Origin of the sequence: Novosphingobium sp. AP12, from assembly GCF_000281975.1 — a bacterium.
Lineage (GTDB): Bacteria > Pseudomonadota > Alphaproteobacteria > Sphingomonadales > Sphingomonadaceae > Novosphingobium.
The window spans coordinates 37,349-57,150 of the sequence record NZ_AKKE01000171.1 but is presented as its reverse complement, the minus strand read 5'-3'; the positions used below and the strand labels follow the sequence as shown (position 1 = coordinate 57,150).

Below are 19,802 nucleotides of genomic sequence, written 5' to 3'. Positions count from 1 at the left end.
GACGAAGCGAGCCGTGCCTGCGATAAAACAAAACAATCTTGCAGGAGCATATTATGACCCTCGTCCACCGGACGTTCGGTTTTGCCGCAGCCTTGGGCGCCAGCGCCCTCGCGTTCGCGCTCACGCTGGCCTGATTTCAGGGCTCCGACAGGGGCCTGTCAAACAGGGGCGAACCGACACCCACGAGAAGGGCGGCCGCGAGGCCGCCCTTTTGCGTTTGGCGCAAGGGTCTTCCCACGTCATTCCAAGCCAAAGCTAGGACGGTTCATCCGTTCTGCGAAGATATCCTTGCGGTGACCCGCTTCCCACGCCGCGCGGGACTGGGGATTGCGATAGGGGTTGCAAGAGATGGGGATACCCTCCTGGGCGGCTTTGATACCCCAGAGGTGGGCTTGATGAACTGACAAAGGACGGACACTCGCATCTGTTTTCGAATCTGACCTTCGAAAGCCCGACCCGCTGGGGGGCTCCTCGCTCACCTGCCCGTTCGGGACGACCGGCGCTCCCGACGCGGTAAATTGATCCGGATCGAATATAATTTGGATGCAAACTGCCGGCCATCCGCGCCGCGGTGCAGGATCCACCTCGCACCGGCCGGCCCTACCTCGCCACCCTTGTGGAAAACCCCCGCCCCCGCGCCGGTTTCGCTTGGGTTACGGGGCCGCAAACCCTATATGCTCGACATGTCTAGCGATACCCAGAACGGCAAGAACCAGAACGCCTACGGCGCCGATTCCATCAAGGTGCTCAAGGGCCTCGACGCGGTCCGCAAGCGTCCCGGCATGTACATTGGCGACACCGACGACGGCTCAGGCCTGCACCACATGGTGTTCGAAGTCTCGGACAACGCCATTGACGAAGCACTTGCCGGTCATTGCGACCTGGTGCTGATCGAACTCAACCCCGACGGCTCGGTCTCGGTCGAAGACAACGGGCGCGGCATTCCCACCGGCATCCATGCCGAGGAAGGTGTCTCCGCCGCCGAGGTCATCATGACCCAGCTCCACGCCGGCGGTAAGTTCGAGAACACCAGCGACGATAACGCCTACAAGGTCTCGGGCGGCCTCCACGGCGTCGGCGTTTCGGTGGTCAACGCGCTGTCCGAATGGCTCGAACTCAAGATCTGGCGCGACGGCGAGGAGCACTGGATGAAGTTCGCGCACGGCGATGCCGTGTCGCCGCTCGTCGTCACCGGCCCCGCTCCCAAGGTCGAGCAGAACCCGGACGACAATGGCTTCAAGAAGGGCACCCGCGTGACCTTCCTCGCCTCGAACGACACCTTCAAGAACGTCCTCGAGTTCGATTTCGACAAGCTCGAGCATCGCTACCGCGAACTCGCGTTCCTGAACTCCGGCGTGCGCATCCTCCTGCGCGACAAGCGCCACGAGGAAACCAAGGAGCACGACCTGTTCTACGAAGGCGGCATCGCCGCCTTCGTGAAGTACCTCGACCGCAACAAGACACCGCTCCTGGCCGAACCGATCGCGATCTCATCCGAGCGCGACGGCGTCGGCATCGACGTGGCGCTGGAGTGGAACGATTCGTACTACGAGAACGTCCTGTGCTTCACCAACAATATCCCGCAGCGTGACGGCGGCACCCACCTTGCCGCCTTCCGCGCGGCGCTGACCCGCACGCTGAACAACTATTCCGAGAAGACGGGCCTTCTGAAGAAGGAGAAGGTCACGCTCACCGGCGACGACATGCGCGAGGGTCTCACCGCGATCGTCTCAGTCAAGCTGCCCGATCCCAAGTTCTCGTCGCAGACGAAGGACAAGCTGGTCAGCTCCGAAGTGCGCCAGCCGCTGGAAAGCCTCATGGCCGACCGCATGAACGAGTGGCTGGAGGAAAACCCCGGCCACGCGAAGTCGATCGTCCAGAAGATCATCGACGCCGCCGCCGCGCGCGAAGCCGCCAAGCGTGCCCGCGAACTGACCCGCCGCAAGGGCGCGATGGACATCGCCTCGCTGCCGGGCAAGCTGGCCGACTGCCAGGAGCGCGATCCCAGCAAGTGTGAACTGTTCCTAGTCGAGGGCGACTCCGCAGGCGGCTCCGCCAAGCAGGGCCGTGACCGCAAGACGCAGGCGATCCTGCCGCTCAAGGGCAAAATCCTCAACGTCGAGCGCGCGCGCTTCGACCGCATCATCTCGTCGAAGGAAGTCGGCACGCTGATCCAGGCCATGGGCACTGGAATCCGCGACGACTTCAACCTCGACAAGCTGCGCTACCACAAGATCGTCATCATGACCGACGCAGACGTCGACGGCGCGCACATCCGCACCCTGCTGCTGACGTTCTTCCACCGCCAGATGCCCGAGATCATCCGCTCCGGTCACCTGTTCATCGCCCAGCCGCCGCTGTTCAAGGTCGCGAAAGGCCGCTCGGAAGTCTACCTCAAGGACGCCGCCGCGCTCGACCGCTACCTGGTCGAGGCGGGCACCAACGGCCGCGTGCTGGAAAGCTCGGGCGGCGCGCGTTCAGGCAAGGACCTGGAAAACCTGGTCGAGCATGCGATCCGCATGCGCAACCTGATGGCCTTCGTGCCACGCCGCTACGACCCCGTGCTGATCGAGGCGCTGGCCCTTTCCGGCGCGCTCGAGGCCGACATCGAGCCCGCAGCCCGCCGCACCGCGCTGGCCGAGACCGCCGCCTGGCTGCAGCGCGGGGACACCGAGGCCCGCTGGAGCGCAGCCCTCACCGAGGACGGCAACGTCGAGATCGAGCGCCTGTGGCGCGGCGTCACCGACCACCACAAGATCGAGGCCGCCTTCCTCACCAGCGCGGAAGCCCGCAAGCTCGCGCGGCTCGTGGCTGAAAACGCCGAGGTATACTCCGGTAGCGCCCGCTTCGTGCGCGCCACTGCCGCCGCCGAAACGAGCGAGCCCGAGCCCACCGAAGCCGGCGAGGCCGACGACGAGAACGCCGCGACCGAAGCCGCACCCGTGCGCCTGACCAAGGGCGACGATGCGATCACCCGCCCCAGCCAGCTCCTCGAACTGGTGCTCGCCGCTGGCCGCAAAGGCCTCTCTATCGCGCGCTACAAGGGGCTGGGCGAGATGAACGCCGACCAGCTCTGGGAAACCACGCTCGACCCCGACAATCGCATCCTGCTGCAGGTGAAGGTGGAAGACGCCGACGTCACCGACGAGATCTTCACCCGCCTGATGGGCGACATCGTCGAGCCGCGCCGCGACTTCATCCAGGAAAACGCGCTGAACGTCGCCAACCTCGACGTCTGAGGCACTTCATCTCTGACCGAGATTTAATCGGCTCCTTGCTGACGACGGCGATTTGCTTCGCTACCTTGCCCTCGCGCGCCTCCATCTGTTCGGATGCGCGAAGGCAAGGGGCAATAATGAAGACGGGAACGGGCCGGAAGTCCGGGGGACGCAGGCTGTTGCTTGCGCAATTGATCATGGCCCAACTCGCGGTGATCGCATCGCCTTCGGGAGGGGCCGTGCGGGCAGATCCAGGCGCAATCCTGAACACGGCACTGGCTCAGGCCCAGCAGGCGTTTCGTCGTGGCGATTGCGCCAGTGTACTCGGCAACCTTTCCCCCATTATCACGGGCCGCGAGTTTCCATCCCTTCCCGATCGGACCCGGAGTTCCGCGCTCTTCATGGCGAGCCTGTGCGAAGCGCAGACCAGCCGTTTTGACGAGGCGCTGCTGCATATTCGCGCTGCCACCACGCTGCCGGCCGCCCCGGCGGAATTCTGGATCGCGCGCCTGCGCATCGAAATCTACTCCGCCAACCCTGCCGACGCAGTCTCCACGCTCGAAAAGCTGCAACGTGGCATACCGGGCGCGCTGAGCCGCCTCGAGGTGACGTGGCTCCACGCGCTGAACCGCCGCCTCAAGGGGATGCCGTCTGGCGCCGCCGCCCGCGACCGCCTCCTGGCCTTCGTCAGCGACCCGGCTTTCGTTGCAGCCCGCTACGATCCCGGCTTCGAATACATGTTCCTCGACAACGCGCGGCGGCTTGCGATCTCCGGCGACCGTGCCGGCGCACAGGCACAGGTCGACCGCCTGAGCAGCCATGTGGCCCTCATCACCGCCAGCCTCGACCCGGCGCTGCGCTTCGCGGTCCCCCCGGACTACGACATGCGGGCCGCGACACGCCGCGAGATCGCGCACCTCGAACGGTTGAGTGCGGAAAGGCCGAGCCTGCTCGCGCTGGTCATCGCCCAGGCCGAGGCCCACCGCGCGATAAACGAGCCGGACAAGGCGCTGGCGTTACTGCTGTCGGCGGCGCCGGAAGGATCGCTCGCTCCGATGTTCACGGACCGAGCGGCCAAGCTCAACTGGTGGTGGGACGAACTGGCCTCCACTTATGCGCACCTGGGCCGCTACGACGACGCAGTGGCGGCGCTGAAATCGGGGATGAAGGTCGGCGAACATGGGAATTTCAACGTAAGCCAGTTGCTCAACCTCGCCTCCCTGCAGCTTCGGCTCGGCAAGCCGCAGGACGCGCTCGATACGCTCGCCGGTCAGGAAACGGCGCTGGGTGCGGGGTCGAGTCCTTACGGCAAGATGGTCTATCGCCGCATACATGGCTGCGCGGCAAAGCGGACGGGCAAGGCGGACATCGCCGCGCAGGATTTCGCATACGCTCTGGCGCACCGGCAAGACGAGCCCAGCAACCTGGTGGCGATACAACTGTGCATGGGCGACCTCGACGGCGCGGCCGCGTCCATCATCGCGCGTCTCGACAATCCCGAGGAGCGCGGCGACGCGCTCCGCGACCTGAGCACATATGAAGACTGGCCCGCTAACATACCGCCCAGCCCGGACCTCGCCGCCGATGCGAGCCTGCTCGCCCGCCCCGATGTGCGGGCAGCGATAGAACGGGCCGGCGGGATACGGATCTTCAACGTGCTGCCCCGCGCACTCTGAGAGGCATTCGCTTACCCCGACACCCCCTTGCCCGGCGCGATTGCTGGTGCATTATGGCCGCGAACAGGGAAGGGCGCGACATCTCGCTCTTTCACGCCGGGAGGGCATGCGTCGAGCCAAACGGGGCGAAGCATGGGCGTCGCTTTTCGTCGTAGCAGGGGACATCGGCATGGATCGGCAGCAAACGCGCATCGAAGATCGTCTGGTAGCGGATGAGGCCGGGGAGGAACTCGTTTCGCGCGGCTACAACAGGCGCGATTTCGGGCGGATCGCAGCGCTGCTCGGCGGCGGCATCGCGGTAGCGCAGGCAGCGCCCGCCATCGCGCAGGCACCACGCCCGGTGCCGGGCATGGTCCGTCTCGAATCGAACGAGTGCTGGACAGGCCCCTTCCCCGTCGGGGCCGACGCGGCGATGCGGGCGATCGCACAGAGTAACCGCTATGAACCCGACGCCGACCGCGCAAAGCTGTTCGCCGCTGTCGCCGCGGTCGAGGGCATTCCCGCCGACCGCATCCTCGCCTGGCCGGGATCGAGCGACCCGCTCTGCCGCAGCGCAGTGAGCTTCGCCTCGCCCACGCGCGGCATCGTAACGGCGGACCCGACCTTCGAGCCGATCTGGATGACCGGAGAATGGCTCGGCGCGAAAGTGTCGAAAGTCCCGCTCACGCCAGACAACAGCCACGACGTGCGCGCCATGCTCACCGCCGATCCCAGCGCGGGGCTCTACTACGTCTGCTCGCCCAACAACCCCACGGGTACGCTGACGCCGGTCGGGGACATCGCCTGGTTGGCCGAAAACAAGCCGAAGGACGCGGTGATCCTCGTCGACGAGGCGTACATCCACTTCGCCGGCGCGCCCAGCGCCGCGAAGCTGGCGGCGACCCGCGACGACGTGATCGTCATGCGCACCTTCTCGAAACTGTTCGGCATGGCCGGCATGCGTCTCGGTCTGACCTTCGCGGCGAAGGCGCTGCACGAGCGGATGATGCGCTACGACGGCCCGCTGGTGACCGAGATGCTGCCGATGACCGCCGTCGCCTGTGCCACCGCCTCGCTACCGCTCGCCGACCAGATTTCGGCGCGGCGCGCGCAGATGGTTTCCGTCCGTGACGAGACCATCGCCCACCTTACCCGGCGCGGGCTGAAAACGGTGCGCGGCAGCCGCGCCAACATGTTCATGGTCGAATGGAAGACCGCCACTCCGAAGGAGATGACGGCGGCGTTCCTCGCGCAGGGCGTACAGATCGGCCGCTCGTGGACCGCGCTGCCGGCGATGTCCCGGATCACCGTGGGTTCGGGCGAGGACATGCAGAAGTTCCGGCTGGCGCTTGATCGGATACTGACGGCCTGAGGCCTCACCTCGTCCCCGCGAACGCGCGGACGGGGGCCCTGTCGAGGCGATAGCTCGCCGTGGGCGCCTACCGCGCCCTGTTCAGACGCGAGGTGGCTCGGCCTCGCCGGCGATCCCCGGTGGAGCCAGGGACGACGTATCGATTCGGCGCCTCAGTTCTTGACCTGGCAGCTCATGCCCGCCGCCTTCATGCCCGAGCACAGCGAACGCGCGGCGGCGGCGTCGCCGGGGACGGCCTGGAGGCGGTAGACGGTACCGATGTCGGCCTGGCCCTGGACGATGCGGTGGCTGACGCTGCCGAGCGGTTCATACTGCGATTTGAGCGTGACCCAGCCCGCCTCCGCCTGCTCGCGCGAGGCATAGGCGCCGACCTGCACACCGACGCCGCCGACCGGCGCAGCGGCAAGCGCCGCGGCGGAGGGCTTGGCTTCGGGCCTGGCGGACGGCGGTGCCATCGTTTCGAAGCCCGGTCCCGGCGTCTTGGCGCTGCCGTCGATCTGCGGGGCGCGCGACTGGCCCTCGGCGACGGCGAAACTGGTGTCCCCGGTGCCGGCGACGACTTCGCCGCCCGGGTTCTCGGGCTTGACCTTGTAGGGCTCCTTGGGCGCGGCGATCACGCCGCCATCGGCGACCAGCACCTGTTCGGGCCGGCTATTGATGACCCAGAAAACGGCCGCCGCGATCAGGGCGAGCGCGACCACGCCGAGACCCGCCAGCAGCAGGCCCTGGCCCATGCCGGGCTTCTCGTCCTCAAGCTCCTCGTCGTCGCCTTCGAGCCAGGGGAGGCGGACCTCCTCTTCGCCCATGTCGAGCCTGCCCGGCTCCTCAAAACCGGTCTGGAAAGGCGGCGCAACGCCGGCCTCGCCATGCGGCTCGAAGTACGGCGTCGTCGGAGACCCGTCGCCGAAGACGGGGTTCTTCTTCGCCGGCCGGGGGAAGTAACCTTCGTCAGCGCCCGCCATAACCTACATTTCCTCCACCGCCTCGACACCGAGCAAGGCCAGCCCGTTACGGACAAGTTGCCCGATCTGCGCGGCCAGGAAAAGCCGCGCTTCCGTAAGCTTACCATCAGCCACGTTAATAAAGCGCTTGTCCACCCGGTCGTTACCCAGGTTCCAGTAGCCATGGAACGCTGCCGCCAGGTCGCCGAGGAAGAAGGCGATGCGGTGCGCTTCGCGTGCGGAGGCGGCGGCTTCGACGATGCGCGGGAACTGCGCGGCCAGCTTCACCAGCTCCAGTTCCTCCTCGCCGAGCAGTTCGACGTTGTCGCCGGACGGCGCGAAGCCTGCTTCCGCGCCCTTGCGCAGCGTCGAGTGGACGCGGGCATTGGCGTACTGGACGTAGAACACCGGGTTGTCCTTCGAGGCTTCGACCACCTTGGCGAAGTCGAAGTCCATCTGCGCCTCGGGCTTGCGGGTCAGCATGGTGAAACGCACCACGTCCTTGCCCACTTCGGTGACGACCTCGGCAAGCGTCACGAAGTTGCCCGAGCGCTTGGACATCTTCACCGGCTCGCCGTTGCGCAGCAGCTGCACCATCTGGACGAGCTTGATCTCGAACGGGGTGGCGTCGCCATCCGCACCGGTCATCGCGGCGACGGCGGCCTTGATGCGCTTGACGGTGCCTGCGTGGTCCGCGCCCCAGATGTCGACGAGGGCATCGGCGTTCCGGGCCTTCTGGAAGTGGTAGGCGAGGTCGGCGCCGAAATAGGTCCAGGTGCCGTCCGACTTCTTGATCGGGCGATCCTGGTCGTCGCCGAACCGGGTCGAGCGGAACAGCGGCAGTTCCACCGCTTCCCAGTCGTCGAGCGTCTTGCCTTTGGGCGCCTCGAGCACACCGTCGTAGACGAGGTCACGCGCGCGCAGCCAGGCTTCCGCCTCGTCGGGCTTGCCCGAGGCCTGGAGTTCGGCTTCGGAACTGAACAGGTCGTGGTGGATGCCCAGCAGCGCGAGATCCTCGCGGATCATCACCAGCATCGCGGCGACGGCCTTCTTCTGGAACAGCGCCAGCCATTCCGATTCGGGCGCGGCGGCGTACCGGTCGCCGAACTCGGCGGCGAGGCTCTGGCCGACGGGCACGAGGTAGTCGCCCGGGTACAGCCCCTCGGGGATCGCGCCGACGTCCTCGCCGAGCGCCTCGCGGTAGCGCAGGTGCGCCGAGCGGGCGAGCACCTGTACCTGCCCGCCGGCGTCGTTGACGTAGTATTCGCGGATGACCTTGTGGCCCGCGAACTCCAGCAGGCTGGCCAGCGCGTCGCCCACCACGGCGCCGCGGCAGTGGCCCATGTGCATCGGCCCGGTCGGGTTGGCCGAGACATATTCGATGTTCACGGTGGTGCCGCCGCCCATGACCGAGCGCCCGTAGTCGGCGCCGAGGTCGGCGATAGTGCGCAGTTCGGCGAGCCACGCGGCGGGCGACAGGCGCAGGTTGATGAATCCGGGTCCGGCGATCTCGGCCGAGGTCACCGAATCGAGCTTCGACAGTTCGGCGACCAGCGCCTCGGCAAGGTCGCGGGGCTTCAGGCCGGCGGGCTTGGCCAGCACCATCGCCGCGTTGGTCGACAGGTCGCCGTGCGCGGTATCGCGCGGCGGCTCCACCGTGATCGCCCCTCGCTTCAGGCCCGCCGGCAGCGTGCCTGCTGCTTCCAGCGCATCGAGCGCGGCGTGGAGGTGCCCGGTGAAGGCGGCGTAAAGGGTCTGCGTCTTGCTCATGCGGGCGCGGATAGCCGAACTGTGGGCAAAGGGGAACAGGCGCAAGGCGACACCGGGTTTACACCGTTTACACGGTCCTGGGGCAAAACGGTGTCAACTTGCGGCGTATGAACCCGTCCGGGTGTCAACTTGCGGCCCAAAGTGTCAACTTGGGCACCGGAGGCGTCAACTTGCGCACGGGATGTGTCAACTTGCGCGGGCACCCGGGTGTCAACTTGCGCACCAAGCGCCCGCCCCTCGTCCCAGACTTCCGCGAAGCCCTCACCCAGCCGCGCGCGCAGGTAATAGGCCGACTGCCGGCTCATCCCCACCCCCCGCGCGGCTTCGGCAACCGTGGCCCCGCGAGCAAGCGCATGCAGGAAGGCGAGCGCCTTGTCCCGGGTCCAGCGGTACTGGGCGTTGGGACGGCGGGCGGAGCGGGGTCGCGGCGTGGTCATGGCGGCGAGCGTAACGCGGGCCGGGGTATGTAGGAAAACGATGACCGCCATTAAAATCCTGTCGTCATCCCAGCGAAGGCTGGGATCGCTTTCCTCACCATGTACCCTGTCGTCATGGGCGGCTGGACGTACATCCTCACCAACAAACCACACGGCGTGCTCTATATCGGCGTGACCAGTGATCTAGCCGCCCGAATGGCGCAGCACCGTGCGGGAACTGGCTCCGCCTTCTGCCGGAAATACGGTTGGACCCGGCTGGTGCTGGCGGAGCCGCACGCCGAGATTGTGGCAGCGATCCGGCGGGAAAAGGCCCTCAAGGCGTGGAAGCGGGACTGGAAGGTACGGCTCATCGAAGCCGGCAATCCCGATTGGAGCGATATCTTCGAGCGTCTGGTGTGAGCGAGGGCGATCCCAGCCTTCGCTGGGATGACGGTAAGGGTTGGAGTGACGCTGAAGAAGTCGGTGCGGTGGAGGATGGATGACGGGAAAGGAGAGTCTCACCCCCTGTCAAAACCGCCCGTTTTCCGGTAACGGGCCCGCCATGCCCACCATCACCGCCCCCCAGACCTACCGGGTCAAGAGCTTCGGCTGCCAGATGAACGTCTACGACGGCGAGCGCATGGCTGAGCTGCTGGCCGAGCAGGGTATCGCGCCCGCGCCCGAGGGCGAGGATGCCGATCTCGTCGTGCTCAACACCTGCCACATCCGCGAGAAGGCCGCCGAGAAGGTCTATTCCGACATCGGCCGCCTGCGCCGCGCGGACGGCTCCAGCCCGCTGATCGCGGTCGCCGGCTGCGTCGCGCAGGCCGAGGGCAGCGAGATCATGCGCCGCGCGCCCGCCGTGAAGATGGTCGTCGGCCCGCAGGCCTACCACCGCCTGCCCGAGATGATCCGCGAGGCCGGCGAAGGCCGCCGCGTCACCGATACCGACATGCCGGCGCAGACCAAGTTCGATGCCCTGCCCCGCCGCCGCAAGTCCGGACCGAGCGCGTTCCTCACCGTGCAGGAAGGCTGCGACAAGTTCTGCACCTACTGCGTGGTGCCCTATACGCGCGGCGCCGAAGTCTCGCGCCCGCACGCCGCGCTGGTCGAAGAGGCGAAGCGCCTCGTCGATGCCGGCGCGCGCGAGATCACGCTGCTGGGGCAGAACGTCAACGCCTGGACCGGCGAGAACGCCAAGGGGCATAGCGTCGGCCTCGAAGGCCTGATCCGCGACCTGGCGGCGATCCCCGACCTTGCCCGCATCCGCTACACCACCAGCCACCCGAACGACATGACGCAGGGCCTCATCGACGCGCACGGCGACACGCCCAAGCTGATGCCTTTCCTCCACCTGCCCGTGCAGGCGGGGAGCGACCGCGTGCTGAAGGCGATGAACCGCAGCCACACGGTCGACAGCTACCTCGCCATCCTCGAGCGCTTCCGCGCGGCGCGGCCCGACATCGCGCTGTCGGGCGACTTCATCGTCGGCTTCCCCGGCGAAACCGACGCCGAGTTCGAGGAGACGCTGAACGTGGTCGACGCGGCCCGCTACGCGCAGTGCTTCAGTTTCAAATACTCGCCCCGCCCCGGCACCCCGGCGGCGACGATGGACGGGCAGGTCCCGGCCGAGGTCATGAGCGAGCGCCTCACCCGGCTCCAGGCCGCGCTCATGCGCGACAGTCTCGCCTTCAACGCCCGCGCTGTCGGCAAGACCTGCGAAGTGCTGGTCGAGCGCAAGGGCAAGCTGCCCGGGCAGTGGGTGGGCAAGTCGCCGTGGCTGCAGTCGGTCCATTTCAGCGCGGATGCCGAGATCGGGCAGATCGTCTCCGTCGAGATCACCAGCAGCGCCCTCACAAGCCTGGGCGCGGTGCCGCTGGCGATGTTGGCGGCGTGAACGGACCAGAACCGCTCGTCCTCGTCCCCGGCCTGACCTGCGACGCCGAAGTCTGGCGCGCGCAGATGGAGGGGCTTTCCGGCGCGGCGACGATGACGATCGCCGATACGCTGAGCGACGACAGCATCGCCGCCATGGCCCAGCGCCTGCTGGACACGGCGCCCGAGCTTTTCGCCCTCGCCGGGTTTTCGATGGGGGGCTACGTGGCGATGGCAGTCGCGGCCCGCGCGCCGGAGCGGGTCACCCGCCTCGCGCTGCTCGACACCAACGCCGGGGCCGATGACGCGGGCCGCGCCGCCGTGCGCCGGGCCGCGGTGCGCACCGCGCGCGAGCGCGGGTTCGAGACAGTGCTGCGCGGCAGCCTCGGCCTGCTGGTCCATCCGGACGCCGATCCCGCCCTGGGCGAAGCGGTGGTGGCGATGGCGCTACGGGTGGGCATCGATGCCTTCGAGCGGCAGCAGGCGGCGATCATCGGCCGGCCCGACGCCTTGCCCGGCCTCGCGGCGATCGGCGTGCCGGCGCTGGTGCTCGTGGGCGCGCAGGACCGCACCACCCCGCCCCGCTATGCCGAGGAAATCGCTGCTGCCATCCCCGGCGCGGTGCTGCGCAAGATCGAGCGCTGCGGTCACATGGTGACGATGGAGCAGCCCGAAGCCGTCAACGCCGCGCTGCGCGAATGGCTTGCCTCCTGACGAAAGACGGCCCCGGAGCGATGGGCTCCGGGACCGTCCCTGCGTTCCGCCGTGGCGGAGAATCAGCTTACCAGAAGAAGCTGTTGTAGGCCGTCACGACACGGCCGGTCCGAGTATTCACCATGACCACGTCGTTACCGTAGCGGACCCAGCGGTGGCCGGCGCGCGGGGCGGGCAGGCGGTAGGTCGAATAGTTGCGCACCCAGTAGCGGTCGCCGTAATAGGCGCGGTCGAAGCGGTGGCCGACCGCGACAGGGCGGTAGGCGTAGCCGCGCGGGCCGACGTAGGCGGGGCGCTTGTAGGTATTGCGGTGGCTCTGGCGATAGTCGCGCCAGTCCTCGCGCAGTTCCTGGCGCGAATCGCGTACGTCGCGGCGGGCGTCGCGGACGTCGCGCTGGCTGCCGTAGCGCTGGGCATCGCGCAGGTCGCGCTGGTCGCGGCGGACATCGCGCGAACTGTCGCGGACTTCGCGGGCGCTCTGGGCCGAGGCCATCGTCGGAACCGCCAGGGTAGGAAGGGCAACGCTCGCGGCGATCGCGGCGAGGAAGAACTTGCGCATGGTGACATCTCCTTATTTTTATCGTCGACTTCGAGGGCCGGAGCCTGAGCAGGGCGAACCGGTCTTCTGTAGGCAAAGCTGCGCGTAACGCCCTGAACGACCCGGTAACATCACGTGCAGCGACCGGTCATAAGTGTCGCACCCCTGCGACAGTTGCCGGGGCAATTGCTTTTTTGTCGGCGAACCGCCCGGTTATCCCCCACGAAACGAAAAGTTTTCCGACGCCCCCTCCTTGCCTGCCGGGCCATGCGGAGCCATCTTCACGATAGAACGAGAGAGCAATCCTACCTGAAAGGAGCGCATGGCCCGCAAAGCAGCACGTGCCGTTGATCCGGCGCAGTTCCGCCCAGAGACTCACCGCCGGGCGCGTGTCGAAATAGAGTTCGACGAACCCACGCTGCTGGGGGCCGTGTTCGGCCAGTTCGATGCGAACTTGGTGCAGGTGGAGAACCGCCTCGGCGTCTACATCGCCGCCCGGGGCAACAAGATCCAGATCGAAGGGCCCGACGATTCCGTCGCCCGCGCCCGCGACACGCTCAAGGGCATGTATCACCGCCTCGAGATGGGCCAGGACCTCGACGCCGGGGCCATAGAATCGCTGATCGCCATGAGCTCCGAACCCACCCTCGAAGGCATCATCTCCGGCGACACCGGCGGCGAAGCGCCGATCATGATCCGCACGCGCAAGAAGACGATCGTGCCGCGCTCGGCGACGCAGATCGAATACATGCGCGCGCTGGCCCGCACCGACGTGATCTTCGCGCTCGGCCCGGCCGGCACCGGCAAGACCTACGTGGCGGTCGCGCAGGCGGTTTCGCAGCTCATGACCGGCTCGGTCCAGCGCCTGATCCTCTCGCGCCCGGCTGTCGAGGCGGGCGAGAAGCTGGGCTTCCTGCCCGGCGACATGAAGGACAAGGTCGACCCCTACCTGCGCCCGCTCTACGACGCGCTGTACGACTGCATGCCGCCCGAGCAGGTGGAGCGCCGCCTCGCCAACGGCGAGATCGAGATCGCCCCGATCGCCTTCATGCGCGGCCGCACGCTGGCCGATGCCTTCGTCATCCTCGACGAGGCGCAGAACACCACGCGCGAGCAGATGAAGATGTTCCTCACCCGCTTCGGCCAGAACAGCCGGATGGTGGTCTGCGGCGATCCCAAGCAGATCGACATCCCCGGCGGCGAGCGCATGAGCGGGCTGGCCGACGCGGTATCGCGGCTCGAAGGGGTGGACGGCATCGCCGTCACCCGCTTCACCGTGGCGGACGTGGTGCGCCACCCGATCGTCGGCCGCATCGTCGAGGCCTACGAGGGTAAGACGGAGTAGTTGGAAAGCGCCGCCCCCGACCGGGGCGGCGCTTTCAACCGCTTACTCCGGCTCTGCATCCATCACGGCATCTTCGGCGTTGTCCATCACCGCTTCGCCGGCATCGTCGGTCACGACATCGTCGGCAGCCTTCGCCGCCTCGTTCTCGTCGAGCTTTTCGCGCGAGATGCCGAGAATTTTGGCCAGCTTGTCCTTCTCCGCGTCCGACAGATCGGCGAAGGTTCGCGGCTTGGGCAGCCCGGCGGTGGCGTCCTTCACCTTGCCGATGATGGCGGGCATGGCCTTCATCATCTGCGGCATGAAGGCGGTCATCTTCTCCATGACGTCGGGCGACATCATGATGAGGTACGAATCGGCAGCATAGGCCTTGCCGGTCGGCGTCGCGAAGAAGCGGTTCATCTCGGCCAGCTGCCCCCCGTCGAAACGCCGGGCATAAGCGCTGGCGAGGCCGCTGCGGATTTCCGGCTCGAACGTGGTCATCAGCCCCATCATCTCGTCCATCATCGCGCGGGTCGAGAGGCGCATGCGCTCCTTGTAGGCGGGGTCGTAGATTTCCATCATCTCGGCGAGCGAGCCCTCGCCCAGCGTCTCGGTATCGACGCCGGTCATCCCGGCGAGGTCCTTCAGGGGCAGGCGCATGGTCGAATCCATGATCGTGTCCATGAGCTTGTCCATCGTCCCGCCCATCATCCGGCCGTAAGTGCCGGCGGGGAACACGTAGTCGACGGTCTGCCGCGCGGCGGCGAGGCGCGCCGGATCGACCGGCGCGGGCGCGACCGGCGCAGGCTCCGCGGCGAGAACGGGAGCCGCAAGGGCAAGGAAAGCCGCACCGGCGGCGGCAAGGACAGGACGCATCGGAAATTCCCCCAGAAGCCCGCACGAACGGGGCCGGCACAGGCTAGACCGTTCGTGTGACAGGGAAAATCGAAATGTGCGGGCGGGCCGTGCGCCCGGTCTAGAGCCCGGCCTGCAGCAGCCACTCGTGGAAAATGCGCACGGGGCGCGATTCCAGCGACTTGGGGCGGCAGACGAACCAGTACCGGTAGGGGCTTTCCACGTCGATGTCGTAGAGCCGCGCGAGGCGGGTGTCGTGGGCACGGCGGAAGTGGTCGTCGTGCATGATGGCGATGCCCAGGCCCTGCGCGGCGGCTTCCAGCACCAGCTGGCCCGAATCGAAGCGGTCGATCGAGGCGGGCTCGAGGTCGGGCAGGCCGATGGCGTTCTTCCACGCCTCGACGCTTTCGGGCAGGTCCTGGTGAATCAGGAAGGTCTGGCGCGACAGCTTGACCTCGTCCGGCACCGGGCCGAGTTCCTCCGCCAGCTCCTTGGAGACGATCGCGAAGACCTTGTTGTGGTCGAGCTGGACGCGGTAATAAGCCGGGTCCGGTTCCTTCGCGAGGATCACGGCCGCGTCCAGCGTGTCACCCACGCGGTCTTCCAGGTGGGCGCCGGTGTCGATGTCGATGTGCAGGCGCGGGTGCAGCTTGCGCAGCTCGGGCAGGCGCGGGAACAACCGCTGGCCGCCGAACAGCGACGGCACGCCCAGATGCAGGCGCAGCACCTGCCCGCGATCGATCTGCGCCTCCACCGCCTCGGCCAGCTCTTCCAGCTTGGGGCCGATGGCATTGTAGAAGGCGAGGCCCTCGTCGGTGAGCTTCATCGCCTGGTGCTGGCGCGTGAACAGCCTCTTGCCGGTGAAGTCCTCGAGCGCGGCGACGCGGCGCGACAGGGCGGACGGGCTGAGCGCGAGTTCGTTCGCGGCAGCCTTGGCGGAACCAAGGCGCACGACGCGCACGAAGGCTTCGAGAGCACGGAGGGGGGGAAGACGGCGTACAGGCAATTTCTGTGTCTTTTCACTCGTTTATGATCGCCCACCGCGGGCGCGGGGACGGCGATTAATTTGCCTCTCTCTCCAATTCTTCCACCGGCGGGTGCAGCCGGAGGCGGGTGACGTGGCGTTCGTTGCCGTCCGTCACCTCGATCCGCCAGCCGCTGTCGTGATCCACGATCGTGCCGACCTGCGGGACCTGTCCGGCCAGGACGAATGCCAGGCCGCCGAGCGTGTCGACGGCTTCCTCGACTTCGGCGAGCCGTGGGTCGATCCGCCGCGCCACTTCGTCGAGTTCGACGCGGGCGTCGGCGTCCCACATACCTGCATCGATTGCAACCAGCAATTCCTCGGGCGCATCGTCGTGCTCGTCCTCGATATTGCCGACGATCTCCTCGACGAGGTCCTCGATGGTGATGATGCCGTCGGTGCCGGTGTACTCGTCGATCACCACCGCGAGGTGGATGCGCTGGGCGCGCATGTCGGCCAGCACGTCGAGCGCCCCGCGCGACTGGGGCACGTAGAGCGGCTGGCGCATCAGCCGCGTCCAGTCGTCCGGCGGCGGGGTTCCGCGCGCGAGCAGCGGGAACACGTCCTTGATGTGGATCATGCCCTTTATCTCGTCGAGCGTCTCGCCGTAGACCGGCAGGCGGCTGTGGCCGTGCTCGGCGAAGGCTTCGACCACCTCGGCCCAGGTGGCGGCGGCCGGGATCGCGATGATCTCGCCGCGCGGGATCGCCACGTCGTCGGCGTCGTGTTCGCTGAAGTGGAGCAGGTTGCGCAGCATCTGGCGCTCGATCGAGGAGAGGTCGCCCTTCGAGGCCGCTTCGGCATCGCCGTCGCCCTCGTGGTCGTTGATGACTTCCTCGATCTGCGCCCGCAGCGACTGGTCGCCGTCGCCCTGGAACAACCGGCGGAAAGCACGCCAAAGCGTGCCGCTACTGTCGCCTTCTCCCGAGCCCGTCTCGGAGTGGCGGCCATTGTCGGCCATTGTGCGTCGTAATCCCTGCTGCCTAGAAACGGTCCCCATATGGGTCGGGAATGCCGAGAATCGCAAGTGCCTTTGTTTCGAGCGCTTCCATCGCCTCGGCATCGGCCTCGCCGGTCTCGTGGTCGTGGCCCGCGAGATGCAGCAGTCCGTGCATGATGAGGTGGGCCGCGTGATGCTCAACCGGCACCCCCTTCTCCGCCGCCTCGCGTGTGCAGGTTTCGCAAGCGAGCGCCAGGTCACCGAGCATTTCGGGGGGGCCGTCGGGATCGAGGTCCAACAGATCGTCCCGCTCCAGCATCGGGAAGGACAGCACGTTGGTCGGCTTGTCCTTGGCCCGCCACTCGCGGTTGAGGACGTGGACCTCGGCGTCGCTGGTGAACAGCACGCTCGCGACGAGGCGCGGATTGTCCAGCTCCGGCGCCACTTCCACCAGCGCCTCAAGCGCGCGCTGCGTGAGGTCGGCCCAGTCGGTCGCGGGGAGCCAGGGTTCTTCGATGTCGATTTCGAGGTCCATGGGCCGGCTTTAACGGCGCGGCGCCGGGCCCCCAAACGAAAAAGGGCGGCCCGACCGGACCGCCCTCCCGTATCGATGCAAACCGAAATCAGCCTTCGCTGATGGTCGCCTTGACGATCTTGCCCGGCTCGCGCGGGGGCTCGCCCTTGGGAAGCGCGTCGACGAATTCCATGCCTTCGACGACCTGGCCCCAGACGGTGTATTGCTTGTCGAGGAAGGTCGCGTTGTCGAACACGATGAAGAACTGGCTGTTGGCCGAGTGCGGATAGCTGGTGCGCGCCATCGAGGCGACACCGCGCACGTGCGGCTCGGCGCTGAATTCGGCCTGCAGGTCGGGCTTCTTCGAGCCGCCCATGCCGGTGCCGTCGGGGCAGCCGCCCTGCGCCATGAAGCCGGGGATGACGCGGTGGAACTTGACGCCGTCGTAGAAGCCCTCGCCGGTCAGTTCCTTGATGCGTTCGACGTGGCCGGGGGCCAGGTCGGGGCGCAGCTTGATCTTGACGTCGCCGCCTTCGCCATTGCCCGTATCGAGCGTGAGGGTGAGAAATTCGTCAGCCATCGCATGTCTCCTTCTGCCGGCGCGCCGGTCCTGATCGGGCGCCGTTGGGCTCGCGCCACGATATAGGGCGCGGCGCGGCAATGTCACCACTCCCCGACAAGGCATCGGGGAAACCGCCGAAGCCGCGCCTTCCCCCTGTTGCAATTGCGAAATAGCTGCGTAGACCGGCCCCTATGAGCGACGCTGACCTCAAGGACGAACTGCGGGACGAAGCGGAAGACGCCGCGCGCCCGGATTCGCCCGAGAATTCCGGCGAATCCGAATCGCTGGACGAGGACAACCGCCTCAAGCCCGAATTCGTCCGCAGCGTTAAGGAAGCCCTCGACGACGAGGATTCCGACCGCGTCTACGACCTCGTCGAACCGCTGCACCCCGCCGACATCGCCGACCTGTTCGAGCTGGTCGACGCGGACGAGCGCCTGACGCTCGCCACCTCGATCCGCGACCTCATGGGCGTGGAGGTCATCGCCGAACTCAACGACTGGGTTCGCGAACTGCTGATGGAGGCGCTGCCCGCCGACGTGGTGGCGGAAATCGCGGGCGAGCTGGATACCGACGACGCCGTCGCCATGCTCGAGGATCTGGACGAGGCGGACCAGCAGGCCGTCCTCGCCGAGATGGAGCCGGAAGACCGCGCCGCCATCGAGACGGCGCTGGCCTTCCCCGAGGAATCCGCCGGCCGCATGATGAGCCGCGACCATGTCGCGGTGCCCGACACCATGACGGTGGGCGACCTCATCGACTACCTGCGCGAACACCGCGAGCTGCCGACCGAGTTCTGGGAAGTGTTCTGCGTCGATCCGATGCACCGCCCGGTCGGCACCTGCGCGCTCTCGTGGATCCTGCGCTGCCCGCGCAACATCCCGCTCTACGACGTCATGGCGCGCGACCAGACCCTGATCCCGGCGGACATGGACCAGGAGGAAGTCGCGCTGCGCTTCCAGAAGTACGCGCTGATCTCGGCCGCGGTGGTCGACCCGTCGGGGCGGCTGATCGGTCAGATCACCGTCGACGACATCGTCCACATCATCTCCGAGGAAGCGGGCGAGGACGCCCTGCTGCTCTCGGGCGCGGGTGATGGCGACATCAACGAGCCGATCCTGCTCACCGTGCGCGCCCGCCTGACCTGGCTGGTGGTGAACCTGGGCACGGCGATGATCGCCTCCTCGGTGGTCGGGCTGTTCCAGGGCGCGATCACCCGCTTCGCGCTGCTGGCGGTGCTGATGCCGATTGTCTCGGGCATGGGCGGCAACGCCGGCACGCAGACCCTGGCCGTGGTGGTCCGCGCGATCGCCACCAACCAGCTGACCGAATCGAACACCGTGCGCATGATCTGGCGCGAGCTGCGCATCGCGCTGGCCAACGGTGCCGCGCTCGGGCTGCTGATCGGGGTCGGGACCGCTCTGGTCTTCGGCAATCCCCTGCTCGGCGCGGTGATCGCCTCGGCCATGGTGATCAACAACCTGGTGGCGGGCCTGATGGGCATCCTCGTGCCGGTGACGCTGGACCGCTTCAACGTCGACCCGGCGGTGTCCTCGTCGGTCTTCGTGACCACGGCGACCGATACCATGGGCTTCTTCTCGTTCCTCGGCCTTGCGGTGCTGACGGGACTCGCCTGACGGCGCCGCGCACCCTATCTTGGCCATGATGCCGCTGCACATGACCAAGATCGCCTTCTCCGCGACAAGCCCCGCCTCCCTGCGCGCATGGCTCGAAAGCCATGCCGGGGCCAACGGGGGCGCGGGCGAAGCGCTGATGACCACGCGCTACCTGCCGACCCGTCATGCCGAGATGATCGGCGGCTCGCTGTTCTGGATATTCGAGCATACGCTGATCGGCCGCTCGCCCATCATCGGCTTCGAGCAGCGCGCCGAGGACGGCCGCTGGCACATCCGCCTCGAGCCGAAACTGATCCCCATCGTCTCCAAGCCCAAGCGGGCCCACCAGGGCTGGCGCTATCTCAAGGACGAGGATGCCCCGCGCGACCTCGGCGAAGGCGAGGACGCGGGCGATGTGATCCCGCCCAGGCTGGCGCGCGAACTGATGAAGCTGGGGCTGGTCTAGAA

General features: G+C 67.3%; 17 protein-coding genes. 9 read left to right on the top strand and 8 right to left on the bottom strand.

Annotated elements, in window-relative coordinates; all coding sequences use genetic code 11:
• Window positions 1-683 precede the first annotated feature (683 nt).
• From gyrB to PMI02_RS23835, 3 genes are all read left to right on the top strand, one after another.
• The gene (gene gyrB / locus PMI02_RS23845) at window positions 684-3,239 is read left to right on the top strand and encodes a DNA topoisomerase (ATP-hydrolyzing) subunit B (protein WP_036505307.1); all 2,556 of its coding nucleotides are present in this window, start codon (window positions 684-686) and stop codon (window positions 3,237-3,239) included.
• A 35-nt stretch (window positions 3,240-3,274) separates the two neighbouring features.
• Window positions 3,275-4,894: a hypothetical protein gene (locus PMI02_RS23840; protein ID WP_157222671.1), complete on the top strand. Its 1,620-nt coding sequence runs from the start codon at window positions 3,275-3,277 to the stop codon at window positions 4,892-4,894.
• A gap of 169 nt (window positions 4,895-5,063) precedes the next feature.
• Complete coding sequence (locus tag PMI02_RS23835; RefSeq protein WP_007687869.1) at window positions 5,064-6,245, top strand: pyridoxal phosphate-dependent aminotransferase; 1,182 nt, start codon at window positions 5,064-5,066, stop codon at window positions 6,243-6,245.
• A 152-nt stretch (window positions 6,246-6,397) separates the two neighbouring features.
• Here PMI02_RS23835 and PMI02_RS23830 read toward each other — a convergent pair whose 3' ends face one another.
• Entirely contained in the window at window positions 6,398-7,207 is an 810-nt protein-coding gene (locus PMI02_RS23830; RefSeq protein ID WP_007687868.1) for an SPOR domain-containing protein, read from the bottom strand.
• A gap of 3 nt (window positions 7,208-7,210) precedes the next feature.
• Window positions 7,211-8,956, bottom strand: a complete 1,746-nt coding sequence (gene argS, locus PMI02_RS23825) for an arginine--tRNA ligase (protein ID WP_007687866.1) — start codon at window positions 8,954-8,956, stop codon at window positions 7,211-7,213.
• 536 nt (window positions 8,957-9,492) lie between these two features.
• On the opposite strand from argS, the gene PMI02_RS23820 reads away from it, so the two are divergent.
• The 3 genes from PMI02_RS23820 to PMI02_RS23810 all read left to right on the top strand — a co-directional run bounded on the left by PMI02_RS23820 (window position 9,493) and on the right by PMI02_RS23810 (window position 11,961).
• The gene (locus PMI02_RS23820) at window positions 9,493-9,792 is read left to right on the top strand and encodes a GIY-YIG nuclease family protein (protein ID WP_007687862.1); all 300 of its coding nucleotides are present in this window, start codon (window positions 9,493-9,495) and stop codon (window positions 9,790-9,792) included.
• A gap of 142 nt (window positions 9,793-9,934) precedes the next feature.
• Window positions 9,935-11,269 carry a tRNA (N6-isopentenyl adenosine(37)-C2)-methylthiotransferase MiaB gene (gene miaB, locus PMI02_RS23815; protein ID WP_036505266.1) on the top strand — a complete coding sequence of 445 codons (1,335 nt, stop codon included), beginning with the start codon at window positions 9,935-9,937 and terminating at the stop codon, window positions 11,267-11,269.
• Window positions 11,266-11,961: an alpha/beta fold hydrolase gene (locus PMI02_RS23810; protein ID WP_007687858.1), complete on the top strand. Its 696-nt coding sequence runs from the start codon at window positions 11,266-11,268 to the stop codon at window positions 11,959-11,961. Before miaB ends, PMI02_RS23810 begins: the two co-directional genes overlap by 4 nt.
• A 67-nt stretch (window positions 11,962-12,028) precedes the next feature.
• Here PMI02_RS23810 and PMI02_RS23805 read toward each other — a convergent pair whose 3' ends face one another.
• A complete protein-coding gene (locus tag PMI02_RS23805) occupies window positions 12,029-12,520 on the bottom strand; it encodes an RcnB family protein (RefSeq protein ID WP_007687857.1) in 492 nt (163 codons plus the stop codon).
• Window positions 12,521-12,821: 301 nt separating this feature from the next.
• Between PMI02_RS23805 and PMI02_RS23800 the strand changes: the two genes are divergently transcribed.
• A complete protein-coding gene (locus PMI02_RS23800) occupies window positions 12,822-13,844 on the top strand; it encodes a PhoH family protein (RefSeq protein WP_007687856.1) in 1,023 nt (340 codons plus the stop codon).
• Window positions 13,845-13,886: 42 nt separating this feature from the next.
• Here PMI02_RS23800 and PMI02_RS23795 read toward each other — a convergent pair whose 3' ends face one another.
• From PMI02_RS23795 to PMI02_RS23775, 5 genes are all read right to left on the bottom strand, one after another.
• Entirely contained in the window at window positions 13,887-14,699 is an 813-nt protein-coding gene (locus PMI02_RS23795; RefSeq protein ID WP_007687855.1) for a DUF2059 domain-containing protein, read from the bottom strand.
• Window positions 14,700-14,799: 100 nt separating this feature from the next.
• Window positions 14,800-15,684 (bottom strand): LysR substrate-binding domain-containing protein, encoded by an 885-nt coding sequence (locus tag PMI02_RS23790; RefSeq protein WP_081496774.1) that lies wholly within the window; start codon window positions 15,682-15,684, stop codon window positions 14,800-14,802.
• 55 nt (window positions 15,685-15,739) lie between these two features.
• Entirely contained in the window at window positions 15,740-16,663 is a 924-nt protein-coding gene (locus PMI02_RS23785; protein ID WP_007687853.1) for a hemolysin family protein, read from the bottom strand.
• Window positions 16,664-16,685: 22 nt separating this feature from the next.
• Window positions 16,686-17,177: an rRNA maturation RNase YbeY gene (gene ybeY / locus PMI02_RS23780; protein WP_007687851.1), complete on the bottom strand. Its 492-nt coding sequence runs from the start codon at window positions 17,175-17,177 to the stop codon at window positions 16,686-16,688.
• An 88-nt stretch (window positions 17,178-17,265) separates the two neighbouring features.
• Complete coding sequence (locus tag PMI02_RS23775; RefSeq protein WP_007687849.1) at window positions 17,266-17,736, bottom strand: peptidylprolyl isomerase; 471 nt, start codon at window positions 17,734-17,736, stop codon at window positions 17,266-17,268.
• 173 nt (window positions 17,737-17,909) lie between these two features.
• Here PMI02_RS23775 and mgtE point away from each other — a divergent pair, with 173 nt between their 5' ends.
• Together mgtE and PMI02_RS23765 are read left to right on the top strand one after the other, a co-directional pair.
• The gene (mgtE, locus tag PMI02_RS23770; RefSeq protein WP_007687847.1) at window positions 17,910-19,355 is read left to right on the top strand and encodes a magnesium transporter; all 1,446 of its coding nucleotides are present in this window, start codon (window positions 17,910-17,912) and stop codon (window positions 19,353-19,355) included.
• A 28-nt stretch (window positions 19,356-19,383) separates the two neighbouring features.
• Window positions 19,384-19,800, top strand: coding sequence for a DUF1489 family protein (locus PMI02_RS23765; protein WP_036505305.1), 417 nt, complete (start codon window positions 19,384-19,386; stop codon window positions 19,798-19,800).
• Window positions 19,801-19,802 lie beyond the last annotated feature (2 nt).